The organism is Ruegeria sp. AN6, from assembly GCF_056540425.1.
The window spans coordinates 57224-72747 of sequence record NZ_JBQFWR010000018.1 but is presented as its reverse complement, the minus strand read 5'-3'; the positions used below and the strand labels follow the sequence as shown (position 1 = coordinate 72747).

Here is a 15524-nt window from a genome sequence, read left to right as displayed (position 1 = left end):
CCCGGTCATTCGACCGGGCCGTTTCTTGTTTAGGCCGCCTTGGCGCGACGTGGACGGCGGCGTTTCTGACCGCCCGGCTTCGGTGCGCCGGAGTGCTGAGGTTTCGGGCCACGACGACGATTGTTCGGACGGCGTGGGGATTTCTTGGGTGCGATTGCTTCGGGCATCTCACCGCTGGCGACCGGGATTTCGATCTTCATCAGCTTCTGAATCTGACGCAGCAGGTCGACCTCTTCCGCCGAGCAGAAGGCAATGGCCTCGCCCTCGCGTCCTGCACGGGCGGTACGACCGATGCGGTGGACATAGTTGTCGGGCACTTCGGGCAGGTCGTAGTTGATCACGTAAGCCACGCCCGGAATGTCGATGCCGCGCGCAGCGACGTCTGTCGCGACGAGAACGTTAATCTCGCCCGCGCGGAAGGCCTTGATCGCGCGATCACGCTGGCCCTGACTTTTGTTGCCGTGGATTGAGGCTGCGTTAAAACCATCGGCAACGAGGCCTTTCATCAGTTTCTCGGCCCCGTGCTTGGTGCGAGAGAAGACCAACGTTAGGGCGTCCATATCTGCCGACAGGATCTCGCGAAGTTTGGCGGGTTTTGCAGGCTTTTCAACAAAGTGGATCGACTGCGTGATCTTGTCTGCCGCTTTGCCGGGAGGCGAAACCTGCACCCGTTGCGGGTTTGTCAGATAGGCCTGGCTGAGCTCCTCCATCTGCTTCGGCATCGTTGCCGAGAACAACATGGTCTGGCGCGGCGTGCCCAGTTCCGGCGCGATGCGGCGCAGAGCGTGAATGAAGCCCATGTCGAGCATCTGATCCGCCTCGTCCAGCACCAGATGACGGACCGAACCCAGATCGACCGCGCCGCGATCCATCAGGTCAATCAGGCGACCGGGAGTGGCGACAAGAATATCGGTGCCGCGAGACAGGAAAATGATTTGCTTGTTGATCGATTGGCCTCCGACCACGGTGGCAACGCGCAATTTGGTCTTTTTGGTCAGGTTGCGCAGGCTGTCGGCGATCTGATTAACCAGCTCGCGTGTGGGCGCAAGGATCAACGCCTTGGCGGTTTTTGGCGCAGGTTTACCGGGCTGAGCCAGCAGGTGGTCAATCAGCGGCAGACCGAAGGCCAGTGTTTTACCTGTACCGGTCTGCGCAAGGCCGAGGATATCGTGACCGTTCAGCGCCAGCGGGATCGCCTGGTTCTGGATTGGGGTCGGTTGAGTGAAGTTGGCGCGTTTGAGCGCATCATTCAGAGCGGGCGCGAGGCCCAGCATGTCGAAGTCAAACAAATAACTATCCTTTACAGCCCGAGGCAATGGCCATCGGGCAAGTCGTGATGGGCCGCATCCGCGACCGGCAGGGGTTGTGCGAAACCTCAGGACGCGCAGGCGTTTCCTGCAGCATCTGGTTGTCGCGTCAAGAACCCTGCGTGATGGGGAACTATGGGTGAATCGGGCGCTGTTGGGGGGCGGTGTCGCCCACATGCTCACGCGGTAGCGCTGTTTGAGGGGCACATGCGGGTTGGAAGAACGATTGTCAAGCAAACATTACGGAGATGAGACAGTAAAACACTGGTTTAACTGCGATCGATTAACCCGTGGCGCACCAGGCCAGAAAAAAGGATGTCGTCCCGTTCGTCCTCATACGGACACCATTTACTAAGGCGCGCGACACTTCCAGGTGAAAGCTGCTCGCACGTGACCAAAGCTTTTGATGCGTCGTCCACCCGGTCAAGCGCTGCAAGGCAGATCGCACGACGAAACACCATATTGGCGTCGGTCGGGCGTGTGCTGACAGCGCGATCGGCCCAGTCAAGTGCATCAAACGCTTCACCTGCCACTAGGTTGATGCGTGCGATGGACCAGAAATAAAATGCGCGGTCAGGTTCACGCGGTGAAAGAGCTAGCGCCTTTCGAATCTCTTCGGCGGCTTCCAATCCCTGTGAAGGATCGGCCAATTCCTTTCGGTTGTGATATGCGACTCTTGCGCGGGTGAAATAGGGATTCAGCCGAATTGCATGCTCAAGCTCATTAAGGCTGAGTTCTTTTTCTCCGCGCCAGACATAGGCTGTGGACATAACGTAATGGGCAAATGGTGATTTTTTAGAAAGAGACAGAGCCTTTCGCGCAGCATCGAACCCATTTTCGAGTGCGGTGTCACGGTTCTTTGACAAGCCAAAGCCAAACTCTTTTAGGTAGGCCCAACCTAGAGCCGCCCAGGCCTCGCCATAGTCCGGCTCAATATCGATGGCGGCACAAAAGTCCTTTTGCGCTTCTTTGAGGTCCTGCAGCGCCGCGTTGCGCAGATTTGCCATGCCACGCAGATAGAGTTCCCAAGCGCCCAAGTGGCGTGGTCTCTGCTGGCGCAGGCGATCAATCTCACCCTCGACCAGTTCCACATCGAGCGCGGTGACAACGCGCAAAGTGATATCGTCTTGGATTCCGAAAAGATCCTTGAAATCACGGTCATACTTTTCGGACCAAAGTGAATGTCCGGTGTCACCCTCGATCAGCTCAACTGTAACCCGAATGCGCTTGCCAGCGCGCCGAACCGTTCCTTTGACCAAATATCGGGCACCTAGAACGCGCGCCGCATCCTGCGGCGAAAGAGCGGGATCGATAATGAGGCTCGACGCGCTGGCGATAACAGGGAGGCGGCCCATATGTTGCAGAGCAGAGATGATGTCTTCGGCGAGACCTTCGGCAAAGAATGACTGGTCGGGATCAGGAGCGTGATCCAGAAACGCAAGGACAGCAACCGTTGGCGGGGAAAAAGATTGATTGGGCTCGGTATGCTGCAATTCACGATCCGCTGCCCAACGCCATACCGTCAGTGAGCGCGAGATATTCTTAACGGTGTGTTGCCCATCCTGATCCAGATGAGCAACAAGACCTTTCTGTAGGGCATGCGCAAATTCGGAAGAAGCCGCGATGCCACTAGGGTGTGCTAGCCCTTCGAGGCGGGCAGCGATATTGACACCATCGCCGAGGATGTCTTCACCTTCGATAATGACGTTGCCGATATGGGCGCCCATGCGCAGGAATAGTCGCCGATCTGCTGGCGCCGCGCGTGCTTGTTCAACGCAGGCATTTTGAATCTCGAGCGCCGAAGTCATTGCTGCATCTGCTGTACCAAATTCAGCCAGGAACCCGTCGCCCATTGTCTTGACCAATCTCCCTCCCGATGCCTCTAATGCAGGGAGGATGATCCGATTTCGTAGACTCCGCACCGCCCGCACGGTTCCCAGTTCATCCGCCTCAATTAGTTGCGAATACCCAACGACATCCATGACCAAAATGGCAGCGAAACGCTTTTGATCTAATGCGACTGTCATCGTTTCGATGCCCCATAGATGATACGCGATGCGTATAGGTTACGAATTGATGCCGATATTACCAAGTGTCATAGGGTGATCGGCCTGAGATGACGCTGGAATGGCGGACCAGTTCTTGGCTAGAGTTTAAGAAAAAGTAATATTTATAGTACGTTGGGTGTTGCAGCTGTTGCATGAATCCTTGACTTTGCGAGCGGTTTCTCGTATAGGTTGTGTCATGCTAGAAGAAGTGGGCAACGGCCCCGGGGTGACCCGGTGGCCGTTTTTCATTTCTCTCGTGCGGAAAAACTCACGCATGAGGTCAAGACGCAAACATGACTTTGATTACCCCGGAAGAGCGGATTTCTCAGACGGCTGATTTGTTGCAGTCGCTCGAAAGGTCCATTCGCGATCTGCGCCAGGCAGCGGAAGAACTGCGAAAACAGATCAGTGCCGGGGAGGGTGCAGACCTTGCCGGAACAGGCAAGCAACTGGGTCAGCTAGAGGGGTTGATCCGCAGTTGCCAGAAAGTGGAGACAAGCTTTGTCGAACAACATCACAGACAAGCCGGAATTGTCCAAGGGGGCTATGCGCTCGACCTTGATCGGGCACGATCTGAGATCGGGTGCAGGCTGGCTCGCCTCCGCGCCTGCTGCGGTGCAGGACAAATTTCTGAGTGAGATCGGGGAGGGGGGGCTGTGCGCCCTCCCTTTCCTGTTCGAGTTCTGGGCGCTGCCGCATCAGTTGCCGCCCGAGGGCGACTGGCGGTCATGGGTGATCATGGGCGGACGCGGAGCGGGTAAGACGCGGGCCGGGGCCGAGTGGGTGCGGTCGATGGTCGAGGGGTCTTTGCCGCTGGATCGGGGGGAGGCGTGTCGTGTTGCTTTGGTCGGTGAGACATTCGATCAGGTGCGCGATGTGATGATCTTTGGCGATAGCGGGATTTTGCAATGCTCTCCGCCGGATCGGTGGCCTGTTTGGAAGGCGTCTGAACGCAAGCTGGTCTGGCCAAACGGAGCCGAGGCGCAGGCCTTTTCGGCACATGATCCTGAGGGGCTGCGCGGCCCTCAGTTCGATGCGGCCTGGGTAGACGAGCTGGCCAAATGGAAAAAGGCGGGGGCGACCTGGGATATGTTGCAATTTGCTTTGCGGTTAGGCGAGCGGCCGCGGGTCTGTGTGACCACCACGCCGCGCAATGTGACGGTTTTGAAGGAGCTTCTGGCATCGCCTTCTACGGTGCAAACCCACGCGCCGACCGAGGCGAATCGGGCCAATCTGGCGGAATCCTTTCTGGAAGAGGTGCGCGCGCGCTATGCGGGGACACGGCTGGGGCGTCAGGAATTAGACGGGGTGTTGCTGTCGGATGCCGAAGGCGCGTTGTGGACGGGTTCAATGCTGGAGGTGGCGCGTTGTGCGCAGGTGCCTGCATTGGATCGCATCGTGGTGGCACCGGACCCGGCGGTGACGGCGGGGTCGGATGCGGATGCCTGCGGGATCGTGGTCGTCGGCGCGCAGGTTCAGGGGCCGCCCGAGGAGTGGCGCGCCCTTGTGCTGGCCGACCGGACGGTTCAGGGCGTTGGTCCGGCGGGTTGGGCGCAGGCGGCGATTGACGCGATGGATGAGTTTGGGGCCGAACGGCTGGTGGCCGAGGTCAATCAGGGCGGGCAACTGGTGGAAGAGGTCGTGCGGCAGGTGGACCCTCTAGTGCCATATCGTGCGGTGCGGGCGTCTCGCGGCAAGGTCGCACGGGCCGAGCCTGTGGCGGCGCTGTACGAGCAGGGGCGGGTGCGCCATGTGGCCGGGCTGGACGCGCTGGAGGAGCAGATGTGCCAGATGACCGCGCGGGGGTTCGAGGGGCAGGGCTCGCCTGACCGGGTCGACGCGCTGGTCTGGGCGTTGCACGAGCTGGTTGTGGGGCCCGCGGGGGTGTATCGACGGCCTAGGGTGAGGGCATTGTAATCGCATCAGTATTCTTGCTTCCGGCGATCCGCGCCCAATGACTTAAAGTTGAAAGTGAATCAGGAGTTACATCTTTAGAAATACAGATTATTGAATATAATGGCACCGCCCGTTCTGCGATCGACGTCGAAAGGAGAATTTGGTGCCGTTCGATATATTGGCGCACACTGTTAATGAAACCGGTCAGGGAGACCTGATCGTACAGGACACCACGGTACCTGCCATTATTGATGGGTCGACCATTTCTTTCGACGGTGGTCAAACATTCCAACCATACACCTATCTTGGCCAGGGGAACTATCGTGGCACAGGTGAATCTGGCGAGTTTATTCAGGTTGGGGGGCAGGTGTATGCTTACGATACGGCAAACCCGACAGGCCCGATGCGAACAGGTAACTGGAAAATAACGGAAAACGACCTTGATCCCAGTAATCCGCCTTGTTTCGTAAGTGGCACCCTAATCCAAACACCTAAGGGCGAAGTGCCGGTTGAGTCTTTGTTACCGGGGAACAGTGTTGTAACCGCTTCCGGCAACAAAATGCCAATTCTTTGGAAAGGAAGTCGAGTAGTCACGCGATATATGTTCCATCGAAATCCATCGCTTAGGCCAGTAATCATAGAGAATGGTGCTTTAGAAAACGAGAGGGCTTTGCAGGTATCTCAGCAACATCGGTTGTTGATAAAAGGTCATCAGGCAGAACTGTTTTTTGGTGAACAAGAAGTCTTGGTTCCGGCCAAGGCGTTGATCGGATTGCCCGGAATCACTGTGGATTGTTCCGACAACGAAGTCACTTACCACCACATTTTGCTGCAAGAACATCAAATGGTTCTTGCAAATGGGATTGTCGCGGAGAGCTTATTTATTGGCGATCAGCTTGGTCACAAGGACTTAGCGGAAATTAAGGCTCTTTTTCCGGAACTTATCGCGGATCTCAAGAAGGTTAAAGCGGCGAAGCCGATGTTATCCAACAACGAAGCAAAGGTTCTAGTTTGGTAAGGCCAGAGTGTCTCACCAGCAAAAGTTCTTGAATCTTTGTGTTGATAAACTTGCGGAACGGGTTTGGTTTCTTCTCGATCGATTGCGATTTGCTCGCGAAGCGCCCAGTAGAGATCAACTTTGGGCATTTTTGGTGCTCTCTAGACCCCTCTTCCAAGGCTTTAACGTTTTCCACGATAAATCCTTTCAAAAAATTGGACAGAGAGGTGATCAGTTGACCCATGATCTGGCTGGACGCGCTAGAAGCTAAGATATGTCAGATCAGCGCGCGCGGGTTTAAGAGGCAGGACTCACCCTACTGCGTCGGCGCGCTGATCTGGGCGCTGCGTGAGCCGGTGGTGTGGCCTGCAGGAGCGTATCGGCGGCCGAGGGTGCGAAGTTTGTGAGCGCTTTGAGGGTTGATAGATTACTGGCGCAATCAGGTTCTGGACGTTGGGTACTCTTGGTTCCAACTGTCCTCGTATTCGCCGAGCAACCGGGACAGCGTCAGCAGCGAAGAAAACAGCCTAGCGTGGACATCCGGCGACATCATTGTTTTGTAGTCATCAAGCAGCTGCACAAGAACGACTACGTTGGAGGCAAACACCTCGTAGACGTGCTTGTCAGCGGCAGTAGGTTCCTTGGTCCAACTATAGTTCGTATCGGAGTGTCCGGAAGGTGCAGGTTCGTTTTCATTCATCGGGTGGCCTCTTCAATTTGAAGCACACGTGGGGGCATGTGAAACGCAGACAATTGCCATGGCACGAAATCACAAGAACTTGGCGACGATTGCAAAGGAATTGGGTTAAATGTCCAACGAACTGCTAAATATTACAATTGGCCATGCTGGACGGGGCTGCGCAGGGCCTGTGGGCTTCGATCAAGCTGGATGAACCGGCGCGAGATGGGCGCGTTGTTACGCTGTGGTCGTCGATTGGCGGCGGGCTGGCGGCAGGGGACCGGGTTCAGTTGACCGCAGGGTGTGACAAACGCATGACCACTTGCCAGTTGAAGTTCAACAACATGCTGAATTTTCAGGGCTTCCCCGACCTGCCGCACGAGGACTGGGTCATGGCCGTGTCCAAGCGCAGCAGTCAACACAAAGGGGGGAGTCGGCGGTGATGCGGAGTAAGCAAGAAATCGTTGAAGAAGCGCGGGCGTGGCTGGGTACGCCCTACGTCCATCAAGCGTCTGTCTGTGGGGCCGGGGCGGATTGCCTGGGCCTGATGCGGGGCGTTTGGCGCGCCGTGATGGGACATGAGCCTGAGGCGGTGCCGGTCTACAGCATTGACTGGTCAGAACCGCAGGGCGAGGAACGCATGTGGGCTGCGGCCCGCCGCCATCTCATCGAGAAATCGCCCGAGGAGATGGCCCCGGGGGATGTTTTGCTGTTTCGGATGCGGGACGCGGCGGTGGCCAAGCATCTGGGCATCGTCAGCGCCCATGATCCGTTGCGGTTCATCCACGCCTATACCGGGCATGGTGTTGTTGAAAACACGCTGAGCGAACCGTGGCGTCGCCGCGTTGTCGCCTGTTTCGAATTCCCGCTGGAGGACCTCTGATGGCTACAATAGTTCTGTCTGCCGCCGGGGCGGCAATTGGGGGCTCGATCGGGGGCTCGGTCGCAGGGCTGTCGACAGCTGTGATTGGTCGTGCGGTGGGGGCGACACTGGGGCGGGTGATTGACAACCGGCTGATGGCCAGTCAGTCATGGGCGGCGGCAGTGAGGTCGTTGAAACCGGACGTCTGGATCGCTTCCGTCTGACCGAGACCGGCGAGGGTGCGACCGCCGCGACAGTCTATGGCCGGATGCGTATCGGCAGACAGGTCATCTGGGCATCGGATTTTCTGGAAACCCGCTCTACATCGACCTCAACACAAACTTCGGGCGGTGGTGGCGGGGGCAAAGGGAAGCCCAAGCCCGTTGAGGTGACGACGACAACCACCACCCATAGCTACAGCTATTCGGTTTCTCTGGCGATTGCCGTGGGCGCGGGCCAGGTCGCGGATATCACGCGTGTCTGGGCCGATGGTGAAGAGGTCGAGCGCCGAACGCTAAATATGCGGATTTATCGTGGGGATCACGATCAATTGCCCGATCCACTGATTGAGGCGGTTGAAGGCGCAGGCACGGTGCCTACCTATCGCGGTACGGCATATGTGGTGATCGAAGATCTAGCGCTGGGCCCTTTTGGCAACCGTGTACCGCAATTCTCATTTGAGGTGGTATGGGTTCGATGCGATCGAGCGGGACGGGGTTCTGAAGTTCCGAACCCGGGATGGGCGTCGGGCCGTTGACATTGACCCCGAGCAGATCGCGATCAGCACAGATATCGACGGGCCGGTGGAACATCGCCGCGAGGCTGAGGCCGAGATGACCGGGCGCGTGCGTGTGCGGTTCGTCCAGTCGGATGCAGATCACGATGTGGTCGTGGAAGAGGCCGTCTTGCCCGATGACAGAACCCATTCGGTCGCCGTCAACGAAATGCCTCTGTCGATGACCCGCGCTGAGGGGCGTCAGACGGTCGAACGCTGGCTGAGCGAATCCCGCATCTCGCGCGAGACGGCGCGCTTTGCTCTGCCGCCCTCGCTGCTGCATGTCGGGGCTGGCGATGTGGTTCGTTTGCCGGATGCTGGGGACGGAACGCTATATCGGATTGACCGGCTGGAACAGGCCGAGATGCAATTGGCCGATGCAGTACGGATTGAACCCGGCGTCTATACGCCGTCCGACGTGCTGGACGATGTAGCTGCGGCCAAACCGTTCATCGCGCCGGTGCCTGTCTTACCGGTGTTCATGGACCTGCCGCTGATCACCGGATCCGAAGCGCCCCATGCACCTTATCTTGCAATCTCGGCCGAGCCGTGGCCCGGCTGCGTGGCCGTCTATTCAGCCCCACAGGATGAGGACTATACGCTGCATCAGGTGATCGCAGGGCAGGCGGTAATCGGATTCACCGAGACACCGCTGCGGCGCGCTGAGGCCGGGCTCTGGGATGAAGGGGCTGCGCTGCGGGTCAATCTCATCGATGGCGTGTTAGTGTCTCGTCCACGCTCAGCGTTGTTGATTGGTGCTAATCTGGCCGCCATCGGGGACGGGACGCCCGGCAATTGGGAATTGTTCCAGTTTTCCGAAGCCAACCTGCAGGAGACCGGCGTGTATAACCTGTCAGGCCGCCTGCGCGGACAGTTGGGTACGGATGCCTTGATGCCCGATATCTGGCCAGAAGGGTCGACCTTTGTGCTGCTGGATGAACGTGTTTATCAGACCGGATTGCTGCGCACCGAACGGCGCGTGGCCAAGGATTACCGCATCGGCCCGGCAACACGCGGCTATGAGGACCCGGCCTATGAGCATCTGGTCGAAGCGTTCGACGGCAATGGGCTGAGGCCTTATTCGCCGGTGCATTTGCGAGTCTCTGTGACGGGCTCGGGCGACGACATCTCTTGGGTGCGCCGGACGCGGATCGATGGCGATGACTGGGGCGGGCTCGAAGTGCCCTTGGGGGAAGAAAGTGAGTCTTATCTAGTTCGCGTGTTCACCGAAGGCGCTTTGCTGCGCGAGACGGTTACCAGCGCTCCGGTCTGGCAGTATTCCGCCGCGATGAAGTTCGACGATGGGCTGAGCGGAGCTTACGACATCGCGATCGCGCAAGTCTCAGCCACTTATGGGCCCGGTGCGTTTGCACATCTTTCGGTAGGCTAAGGCACTGTGAGACCGGTCCCGCACGGAGATATCAGCGCAGCGGCGCGGGCTTTGCTGGCTGCGCCGCTAGCCGACCGTGATCAGTTGAGCACCCTTTTGATCTCTGCGGCCGAACTGGCAGATCAGCACGTCGCCAGAACGGGTCGGCTGCATCCGGTTTAAGGAAATGGCTCACTAATGGCGGCTGCACGCAGTCGACCGCAGGCAGATGAACCAAGTTTCGATGATCTGCAATATTGCCAGTGTTTCGAGATGGTTCTGCTAAAACTGATCCGGTTTCAGATTAAGCAGTCGCGCAGCTAACACATTTGGATGCGGCAAGGTCCAATTTTAGCCGACCGTGGGCAATTTCCTCGCCGCAATCTTCGCAATAGCCAAACTCGTCCTCTTCCATCCGGACAAGCGCAGCCTGAAGACGATGAATTTCGGTGTTCCGCCGAACCTGTTGGGCTTTTGCCATCGCCTGATTTTGAAGGGCATCCATTCGGCTAAGTCGACCAACTGCCTGTTGATCCAGTTCCACAATCGATTGAGCTTCTTGACCAGCTGCGGATTGCGTGGCCAGATCGCTAAGGCGCTTGTGGATGAGTTGCCGGAATTGCTCCAGTTCAGCTGAGTTCATTTTTTGTTGCACTGTGCATCAAGGGTTTGCGTTTGGCGTTTTTGCCACTAGATGGCTATTCTAAGCGCAGCAAAGGATGAAAAGCCATGTTCGAAACGCGCAGCCAAGTGACGCCAGTGGATCCCGTTTGGGACCGCATAACCTCTGAAGCCCACGCGGCGGTTGAAAAAGAGCCGCTGATGGGCGGGTTGGTGCATGCCTGTATACTGCATCACCGCAGCCTGGAACGGGCGCTTTCCTATCGGATCTCGGCCAAGCTGTGCTCTAACGAGATGTCGATGATGGTCCTGCGCGAGATCGTGGACGAGGCCTATACCGACGACAAGGCACTGCTCGAAGCCGCGCGGGCCGATCTGATGGCAGTCTATGAGCGCGATCCGGCCTGCCACCGCCTGCTGCAGCCGATTCTGTATTTCAAGGGCTATCAGGCGATGCAGGCCTACCGTGTGGCCCATTGGCTTTGGAAGAAGGGACGGCATGATCTGGCCTATTTCTTCCAAATGCGGTCATCCGAGATTTTCGGGATCGATATCCATCCCGCCGCGCGGATTGGTAAGGGCATCATGATTGACCATGCGCATTCCATCGTGATCGGTGAGACTGCCGTTGTGGGTGACAATGTCTCGATGTTGCATTCGGTGACGCTGGGCGGGACCGGCAAGGAAGAGGAACAGCGCCATCCCACAATTGGTGATGGAGTTCTGATCGGAGCTGGTGCCAAGGTTCTGGGCAATATCGAGGTCGGCCATTGCAGCCGTATCGCTGCGGGTTCTGTGGTGCTGCAGGAGGTTCCACCGTGCACGACGGTTGCAGGCATTCCCGCTAAGATCGTGGGCGAGGCCGGGTGCGATCAGCCGTCGATCTCGATGGATCATATGCTGGGGAAAGACCAGTAAATCTGAATGAATAGACGAAAAAGGCCGCCTCGGGGTTCGAGGCGGCCTTTTTTGTGCGTATTCCGGTTGGCTTAGGCCAACATGACCATCGGGTTTTCCAGATTGTCGACGATGGCTTGCAGCAGCTGAGCGCCAAGCGCGCCGTCGATGACCCGGTGATCGACCGACATGGTGACTGACATGACGGTTGCGACTGTCAGTTCTCCGTCCTCGCCCACGATAGGTTTCTTGAGGCCGGTGCCAACCGCGAGAATACCAGCATGCGGCGGGTTCACGATGGCGTCGAAATTGTCGATGCCGAACATGCCAAGATTCGAGACCGCGAAGGTGCCGCCTTGATATTCATGCGGTGCCAGCTTGCGTTCGCGGGCGCGGCCTGCAAGATTCTTCATCTCGGTCGACAACGCTGACAGCGATTTGGTGTCGGCATCCTGCAGAACCGGCGTGAACAGACCGCCTTCGATCGCGACCGCGACGGCCACGTCCGAGGGTTTCAGTTGCAGAACCCGGTCGCCCGCCCAGACAGCATTGCATTCGGGAACCTGTTGCAGCGCGTTGGCGACGGCCTTGATAATGAAGTCGTTAACGCTGAGCTTCACACCCCGACCTTCCAACTGCTTGTTCAACTGGCTGCGGAACTTGAGCAGCGCATCCAGCTTGATGTCGCGGCGCAGGTAGAAATGCGGGATGGTCTGTTTGGCCTCAGACAGACGCGCGGCGATGGTTTTGCGCATGCCGTCGAGTTTGATCTCTTCGTATTCGCGACCTTCATACATCTTGGCCACGGCGTCTGCCGATGGGCCTGCAGGCGCAGCGGCGGCTGGGGCGGCCGCAGCAGCGGGCGCTGGTACCGCTGCAGGTGCGGCTGTGGCGCTTTCCACATCGGCTTTGACGATACGACCATGCGGACCAGAACCTGAGATTTGTGCTAGATTCAGGCCTTTTTGTGCGGCAATCCGACGAGCAAGGGGGGAGGCGAAGATGCGACCGCCATCCGCATAGACGGGTGCCGCCGGGGCAGGGGCGGGCGCCTCGGATGCCGCTGGTGCGGCAGCCTCGTTGCCCGCTGCGGCTGCGGGTGCAGCCGCCGGAGCGGCGGCTGGCGTTGCACCGATATCATCAACGCTTTCCCCATCTTCCAGCAGGACTGCGATGGCGGTGTTGACTTTAACGCCTTCAGTTCCCTCAGGAATAAGGATTTTGCCGACGGTGCCTTCGTCAACAGCTTCAAACTCCATTGTTGCCTTGTCGGTTTCGATCTCGGCTAAAAGATCGCCTGAGGAGACGGTGTCGCCTTCCTTGACGAGCCATTTTGCAAGTGTGCCTTCCTCCATCGTCGGGGACAGGGCAGGCATCAGGATTTCGGTGGGCATTTCAGCGCTCCTCAATCAGAGTAATTTGGTCAAAGGGCGCTTTGGGGCGCCCGGTGCCGCGTGCGAGCGTCGCAATCGCAGCCTCGATTTTATCTTTGTTCTCCGCCATCCAGACATAGGCGGTCTGGTGCGACGGGCGCGCGCCGATCAACCGCATATCCGCCGCAAGCCGTTCGGGCACAAGCGCCCGCACGGTCCGGTCATCGAGATCAATCTCGACACGGTAGCATTCGGTTGCTGGATCGCGGCCCCTGATCTCCATTACCGGTAGGTCACCTGTTTCACCGCCGCGATCACCTCATCAGTGGTGATCAGCGCCAGCTTTTCGAGGTTCGCTGCATATGGCATCGGAACATCTTTGCCGGTGAGGGTGATGACCGGTGCGTCGAGATAATCGAACGCTTCCTGCATCACGACCGAGCTGATGTAGCTACCAACGGAACCTTGCGGCCAGCCTTCTTCGACGGTCACAAGACGGTTGGTTTTCATCACCGAGTTGATGATCGCGCCGGTGTCCATCGGGCGGATAGTGCGCAGGTCGATCACCTCGGCGCTGATGCCGTCCTCGGCCAGCTTGTCGGCGGCTTCCAGCGCATATTGCATGCCGATGCCGAAGCTGACGATGGTCACGTCCGAGCCTTCGCGCCAGATGCGGGCCTTGCCCAGCGGGATGGTAAGGTCATCCACTTGCGGCACGTCGAAGGAGCGGCCGTAGAGGATTTCGTTTTCAAGGAACACAACCGGGTTCGGATCACGGATGGCCGATTTCAGCAGGCCTTTGGCGTCGGCTGCGGAATAGGGCATCACCACCTTGAGGCCAGGCACCTGCATGTACCACGCGGCGTAGTCCTGGCTGTGCTGAGCAGCCACGCGGGCGGCGGCACCGTTGGGGCCACGGAACACGATGGGACAACCCATCTGACCGCCAGACATATAAAGCGTCTTGGCGGCAGAGTTGATGATCTGGTCAATCGCCTGCATGGCAAAGTTGAAAGTCATGAACTCTACAATTGGTTTCAATCCGCCAAAGGCCGATCCAACCGCGATGCCTGCAAAACCGTGCTCGGTGATCGGAGTGTCGATGACACGCTTGGCACCGAACTCATCGAGCAGACCTTGGGAGATTTTATACGCGCCCTGATATTCGGCGACTTCCTCGCCCATCAGATAGACTTCTTCATCACCGCGCATTTCTTCGGCCATCGCATCGCGGAGTGCTTCGCGGACGGTTTCGGACTTCATCTCTGCATCTGCGGGCCAGTCGGGCGACAGGTCGACCACCGGCGCAGCAGGGGCAGTGGCAGAAGTGGGGGCCTCAACCGCCGCTGGGGCGGCCTCGGTCACCGCTGCGGCCGCGGGTGCAGCCGCGGGCAGGGCCGAGGCGTCTTCGCCTTCTTCCACTAGCACGGCGATGGGGGTGTTCACTTTGACCCCTTCGGTGCCTTCCGCGATCAGGATCTTGCCGACGATCCCTTCATCGACAGCTTCAAACTCCATAGTCGCTTTGTCAGTTTCGATCTCGGCCATGATGTCGCCCGAGGATACGGTGTCGCCTTCCTTAACAAGCCATTTGGCCAGTGTGCCCTCTTCCATCGTGGGCGAAAGGGCGGGCATGAGAATTTCGGTTGCCATGTCTTAGTCGTCCTCTCAGGCGTAGATATCTGTCCAGAGCTCGTCCATAGACGGCTCGGGGCTTTCTTTTGAGAATTCTGCGGCCTGGTTGACGATCTCCTTGATCTCTTTGTCGATCGCCTTCAGATCATCCTCGGTCGCATGTTTGCCGGTTAGCAGCAGCTCGCGCACGTGTTCGATCGGGTCGCTTTGTTCGCGGACCTTCTGAACTTCTTCGCGCGTGCGGTACTTGGCTGGGTCGGACATCGAATGGCCGCGATAGCGGTAGGTTTTGACCTCGAGGATGTAGGGACCTTTGCCAGCGCGGCAGTGGGCGACGGCCTTCTCACCAGCAGCTTTGACTGCCAGAACGTCCATGCCATTGACGATCTCGCCGGGGATGCCGAACGCCTCGCCCCGATGGTAGATGTCTTTGGTTGAGGTCGAACGCGTCTGCGACGTGCCCATGGCGTATTGGTTATTCTCGATCACAAAGACAACCGGCAGATCCCAGATCGCCGCCATGTTGAACGTCTCATAAACCTGGCCCTGGTTGGCCGCGCCATCACCGAAATAGGTGAAGGTTACGCCACCGTTTTCCTTGTACTTGTCGGCGAAGGCCAGACCTGCGCCCAATGGCACCTGAGCGCCGACGATACCGTGGCCACCATAGAAGTGTTTCTCTTTCGAGAACATGTGCATCGAGCCGCCTTTACCTTTTGAAAGGCCACCTTCGCGACCAGTCAATTCGGCCATAACACCACCTGGGTCCATGCCACATGCCAGCATATGTCCGTGATCGCGGTAGGAGGTAATCCGCTTGTCGCCTTCTTTGGCGGCAGCCTCGAGGCCCACAACGACGGCTTCCTGCCCGATATAAAGGTGGCAGAACCCACCGATCAGACCCATTCCATAGAGTTGACCTGCCTTCTCTTCGAATCGGCGGATCAGAAGCATCTCGCGGTAGTAGGTTTTAAGTTCTTCCGCAGAAACATTTGGTTTCTTTGTGGTTTTTCGCGCAGCCATCGTGGCGATCTCCCCCTCTCGGACAGATAGTTTAGCGTTAAA

At 58.2% G+C, this 15524-nt stretch carries 15 protein-coding genes and 2 pseudogenes; 9 read left to right on the top strand and 8 right to left on the bottom strand.

The window, feature by feature from the left end:
- Positions 1–29: 29 nt before the first annotated feature.
- Positions 30–1289 carry a DEAD/DEAH box helicase gene (locus ACR0MQ_RS20170; protein ID WP_480610349.1) on the bottom strand — a complete coding sequence of 420 codons (1260 nt, stop codon included), beginning with the start codon at positions 1287–1289 and terminating at the stop codon, positions 30–32.
- Between the two features lie 287 nt (positions 1290–1576).
- Entirely contained in the window at positions 1577–3334 is a 1758-nt protein-coding gene (locus tag ACR0MQ_RS20165) for an adenylate/guanylate cyclase domain-containing protein (RefSeq protein WP_480610347.1), read from the bottom strand.
- 567 nt (positions 3335–3901) lie between these two features.
- On the opposite strand from ACR0MQ_RS20165, the gene ACR0MQ_RS20160 reads away from it, so the two are divergent.
- Positions 3902–5272, top strand: coding sequence for a DNA-packaging protein (locus tag ACR0MQ_RS20160; RefSeq protein WP_480610355.1), 1371 nt, complete (start codon positions 3902–3904; stop codon positions 5270–5272).
- A gap of 142 nt (positions 5273–5414) precedes the next feature.
- Positions 5415–6269 (top strand): Hint domain-containing protein, encoded by an 855-nt coding sequence (locus ACR0MQ_RS20155; RefSeq protein WP_170773198.1) that lies wholly within the window; start codon positions 5415–5417, stop codon positions 6267–6269.
- Between the two features lie 418 nt (positions 6270–6687).
- Here ACR0MQ_RS20155 and ACR0MQ_RS20150 read toward each other — a convergent pair whose 3' ends face one another.
- Positions 6688–6948 (bottom strand): hypothetical protein, encoded by a 261-nt coding sequence (locus tag ACR0MQ_RS20150; RefSeq protein ID WP_170773200.1) that lies wholly within the window; start codon positions 6946–6948, stop codon positions 6688–6690.
- A 143-nt stretch (positions 6949–7091) separates the two neighbouring features.
- On the opposite strand from ACR0MQ_RS20150, the gene ACR0MQ_RS20145 reads away from it, so the two are divergent.
- The 5 genes and pseudogenes from ACR0MQ_RS20145 (at position 7092) to ACR0MQ_RS20125 (ending at position 10257) form a co-directional block, all read left to right on the top strand.
- On the top strand, positions 7092–7370 hold the full coding sequence (locus ACR0MQ_RS20145; RefSeq protein WP_480610344.1) for a phage BR0599 family protein: 279 nt from the start codon (positions 7092–7094) through the stop codon (positions 7368–7370).
- Positions 7370–7810 carry an NlpC/P60 family protein gene (locus ACR0MQ_RS20140; RefSeq protein WP_480610342.1) on the top strand — a complete coding sequence of 147 codons (441 nt, stop codon included), beginning with the start codon at positions 7370–7372 and terminating at the stop codon, positions 7808–7810. Before ACR0MQ_RS20145 ends, ACR0MQ_RS20140 begins: the two co-directional genes overlap by 1 nt.
- Positions 7810–8477 (top strand): annotated as a pseudogene (locus ACR0MQ_RS20135) (baseplate multidomain protein megatron); the annotation flags it as partial. The gene ACR0MQ_RS20140 and the pseudogene ACR0MQ_RS20135, both read left to right, overlap by 1 nt.
- Entirely contained in the window at positions 8449–9954 is a 1506-nt protein-coding gene (locus tag ACR0MQ_RS20130; RefSeq protein WP_480610340.1) for a phage tail protein, read from the top strand. The pseudogene ACR0MQ_RS20135 and the gene ACR0MQ_RS20130, both read left to right, overlap by 29 nt.
- Before the next feature lie 6 nt (positions 9955–9960).
- Positions 9961–10257: pseudogene (locus tag ACR0MQ_RS20125) on the top strand (DUF7742 family protein).
- On the opposite strand, the gene ACR0MQ_RS20120 reads toward ACR0MQ_RS20125, so the two are convergent.
- Positions 10238–10303: a hypothetical protein gene (locus ACR0MQ_RS20120; protein WP_310793658.1), complete on the bottom strand. Its 66-nt coding sequence runs from the start codon at positions 10301–10303 to the stop codon at positions 10238–10240. The pseudogene ACR0MQ_RS20125 and the gene ACR0MQ_RS20120 overlap by 20 nt on opposite strands.
- Between ACR0MQ_RS20120 and ACR0MQ_RS20115 the strand changes: the two genes are divergently transcribed.
- On the top strand, positions 10295–10570 hold the full coding sequence (locus ACR0MQ_RS20115) for a hypothetical protein (protein WP_480610357.1): 276 nt from the start codon (positions 10295–10297) through the stop codon (positions 10568–10570). The genes ACR0MQ_RS20120 and ACR0MQ_RS20115 overlap by 9 nt on opposite strands.
- A 92-nt stretch (positions 10571–10662) precedes the next feature.
- Positions 10663–11472, top strand: coding sequence for a serine O-acetyltransferase (cysE, locus tag ACR0MQ_RS20110; RefSeq protein WP_170773206.1), 810 nt, complete (start codon positions 10663–10665; stop codon positions 11470–11472).
- A gap of 71 nt (positions 11473–11543) precedes the next feature.
- Here cysE and ACR0MQ_RS20105 read toward each other — a convergent pair whose 3' ends face one another.
- The 4 genes from ACR0MQ_RS20105 to pdhA are packed head-to-tail and all read right to left on the bottom strand — an operon-like array spanning position 11544 to position 15482.
- Positions 11544–12845 (bottom strand): pyruvate dehydrogenase complex dihydrolipoamide acetyltransferase, encoded by a 1302-nt coding sequence (locus ACR0MQ_RS20105; protein WP_480610338.1) that lies wholly within the window; start codon positions 12843–12845, stop codon positions 11544–11546.
- Position 12846: 1 nt separating this feature from the next.
- A complete protein-coding gene (locus ACR0MQ_RS20100) occupies positions 12847–13107 on the bottom strand; it encodes a hypothetical protein (RefSeq protein WP_010442121.1) in 261 nt (86 codons plus the stop codon).
- Entirely contained in the window at positions 13107–14477 is a 1371-nt protein-coding gene (locus ACR0MQ_RS20095; RefSeq protein WP_170773210.1) for a pyruvate dehydrogenase complex E1 component subunit beta, read from the bottom strand. The genes ACR0MQ_RS20100 and ACR0MQ_RS20095 overlap by 1 nt, the downstream gene beginning before the upstream one ends.
- Before the next feature lie 15 nt (positions 14478–14492).
- Positions 14493–15482, bottom strand: a complete 990-nt coding sequence (gene pdhA, locus ACR0MQ_RS20090; protein ID WP_170773212.1) for a pyruvate dehydrogenase (acetyl-transferring) E1 component subunit alpha — start codon at positions 15480–15482, stop codon at positions 14493–14495.
- Positions 15483–15524 lie beyond the last annotated feature (42 nt).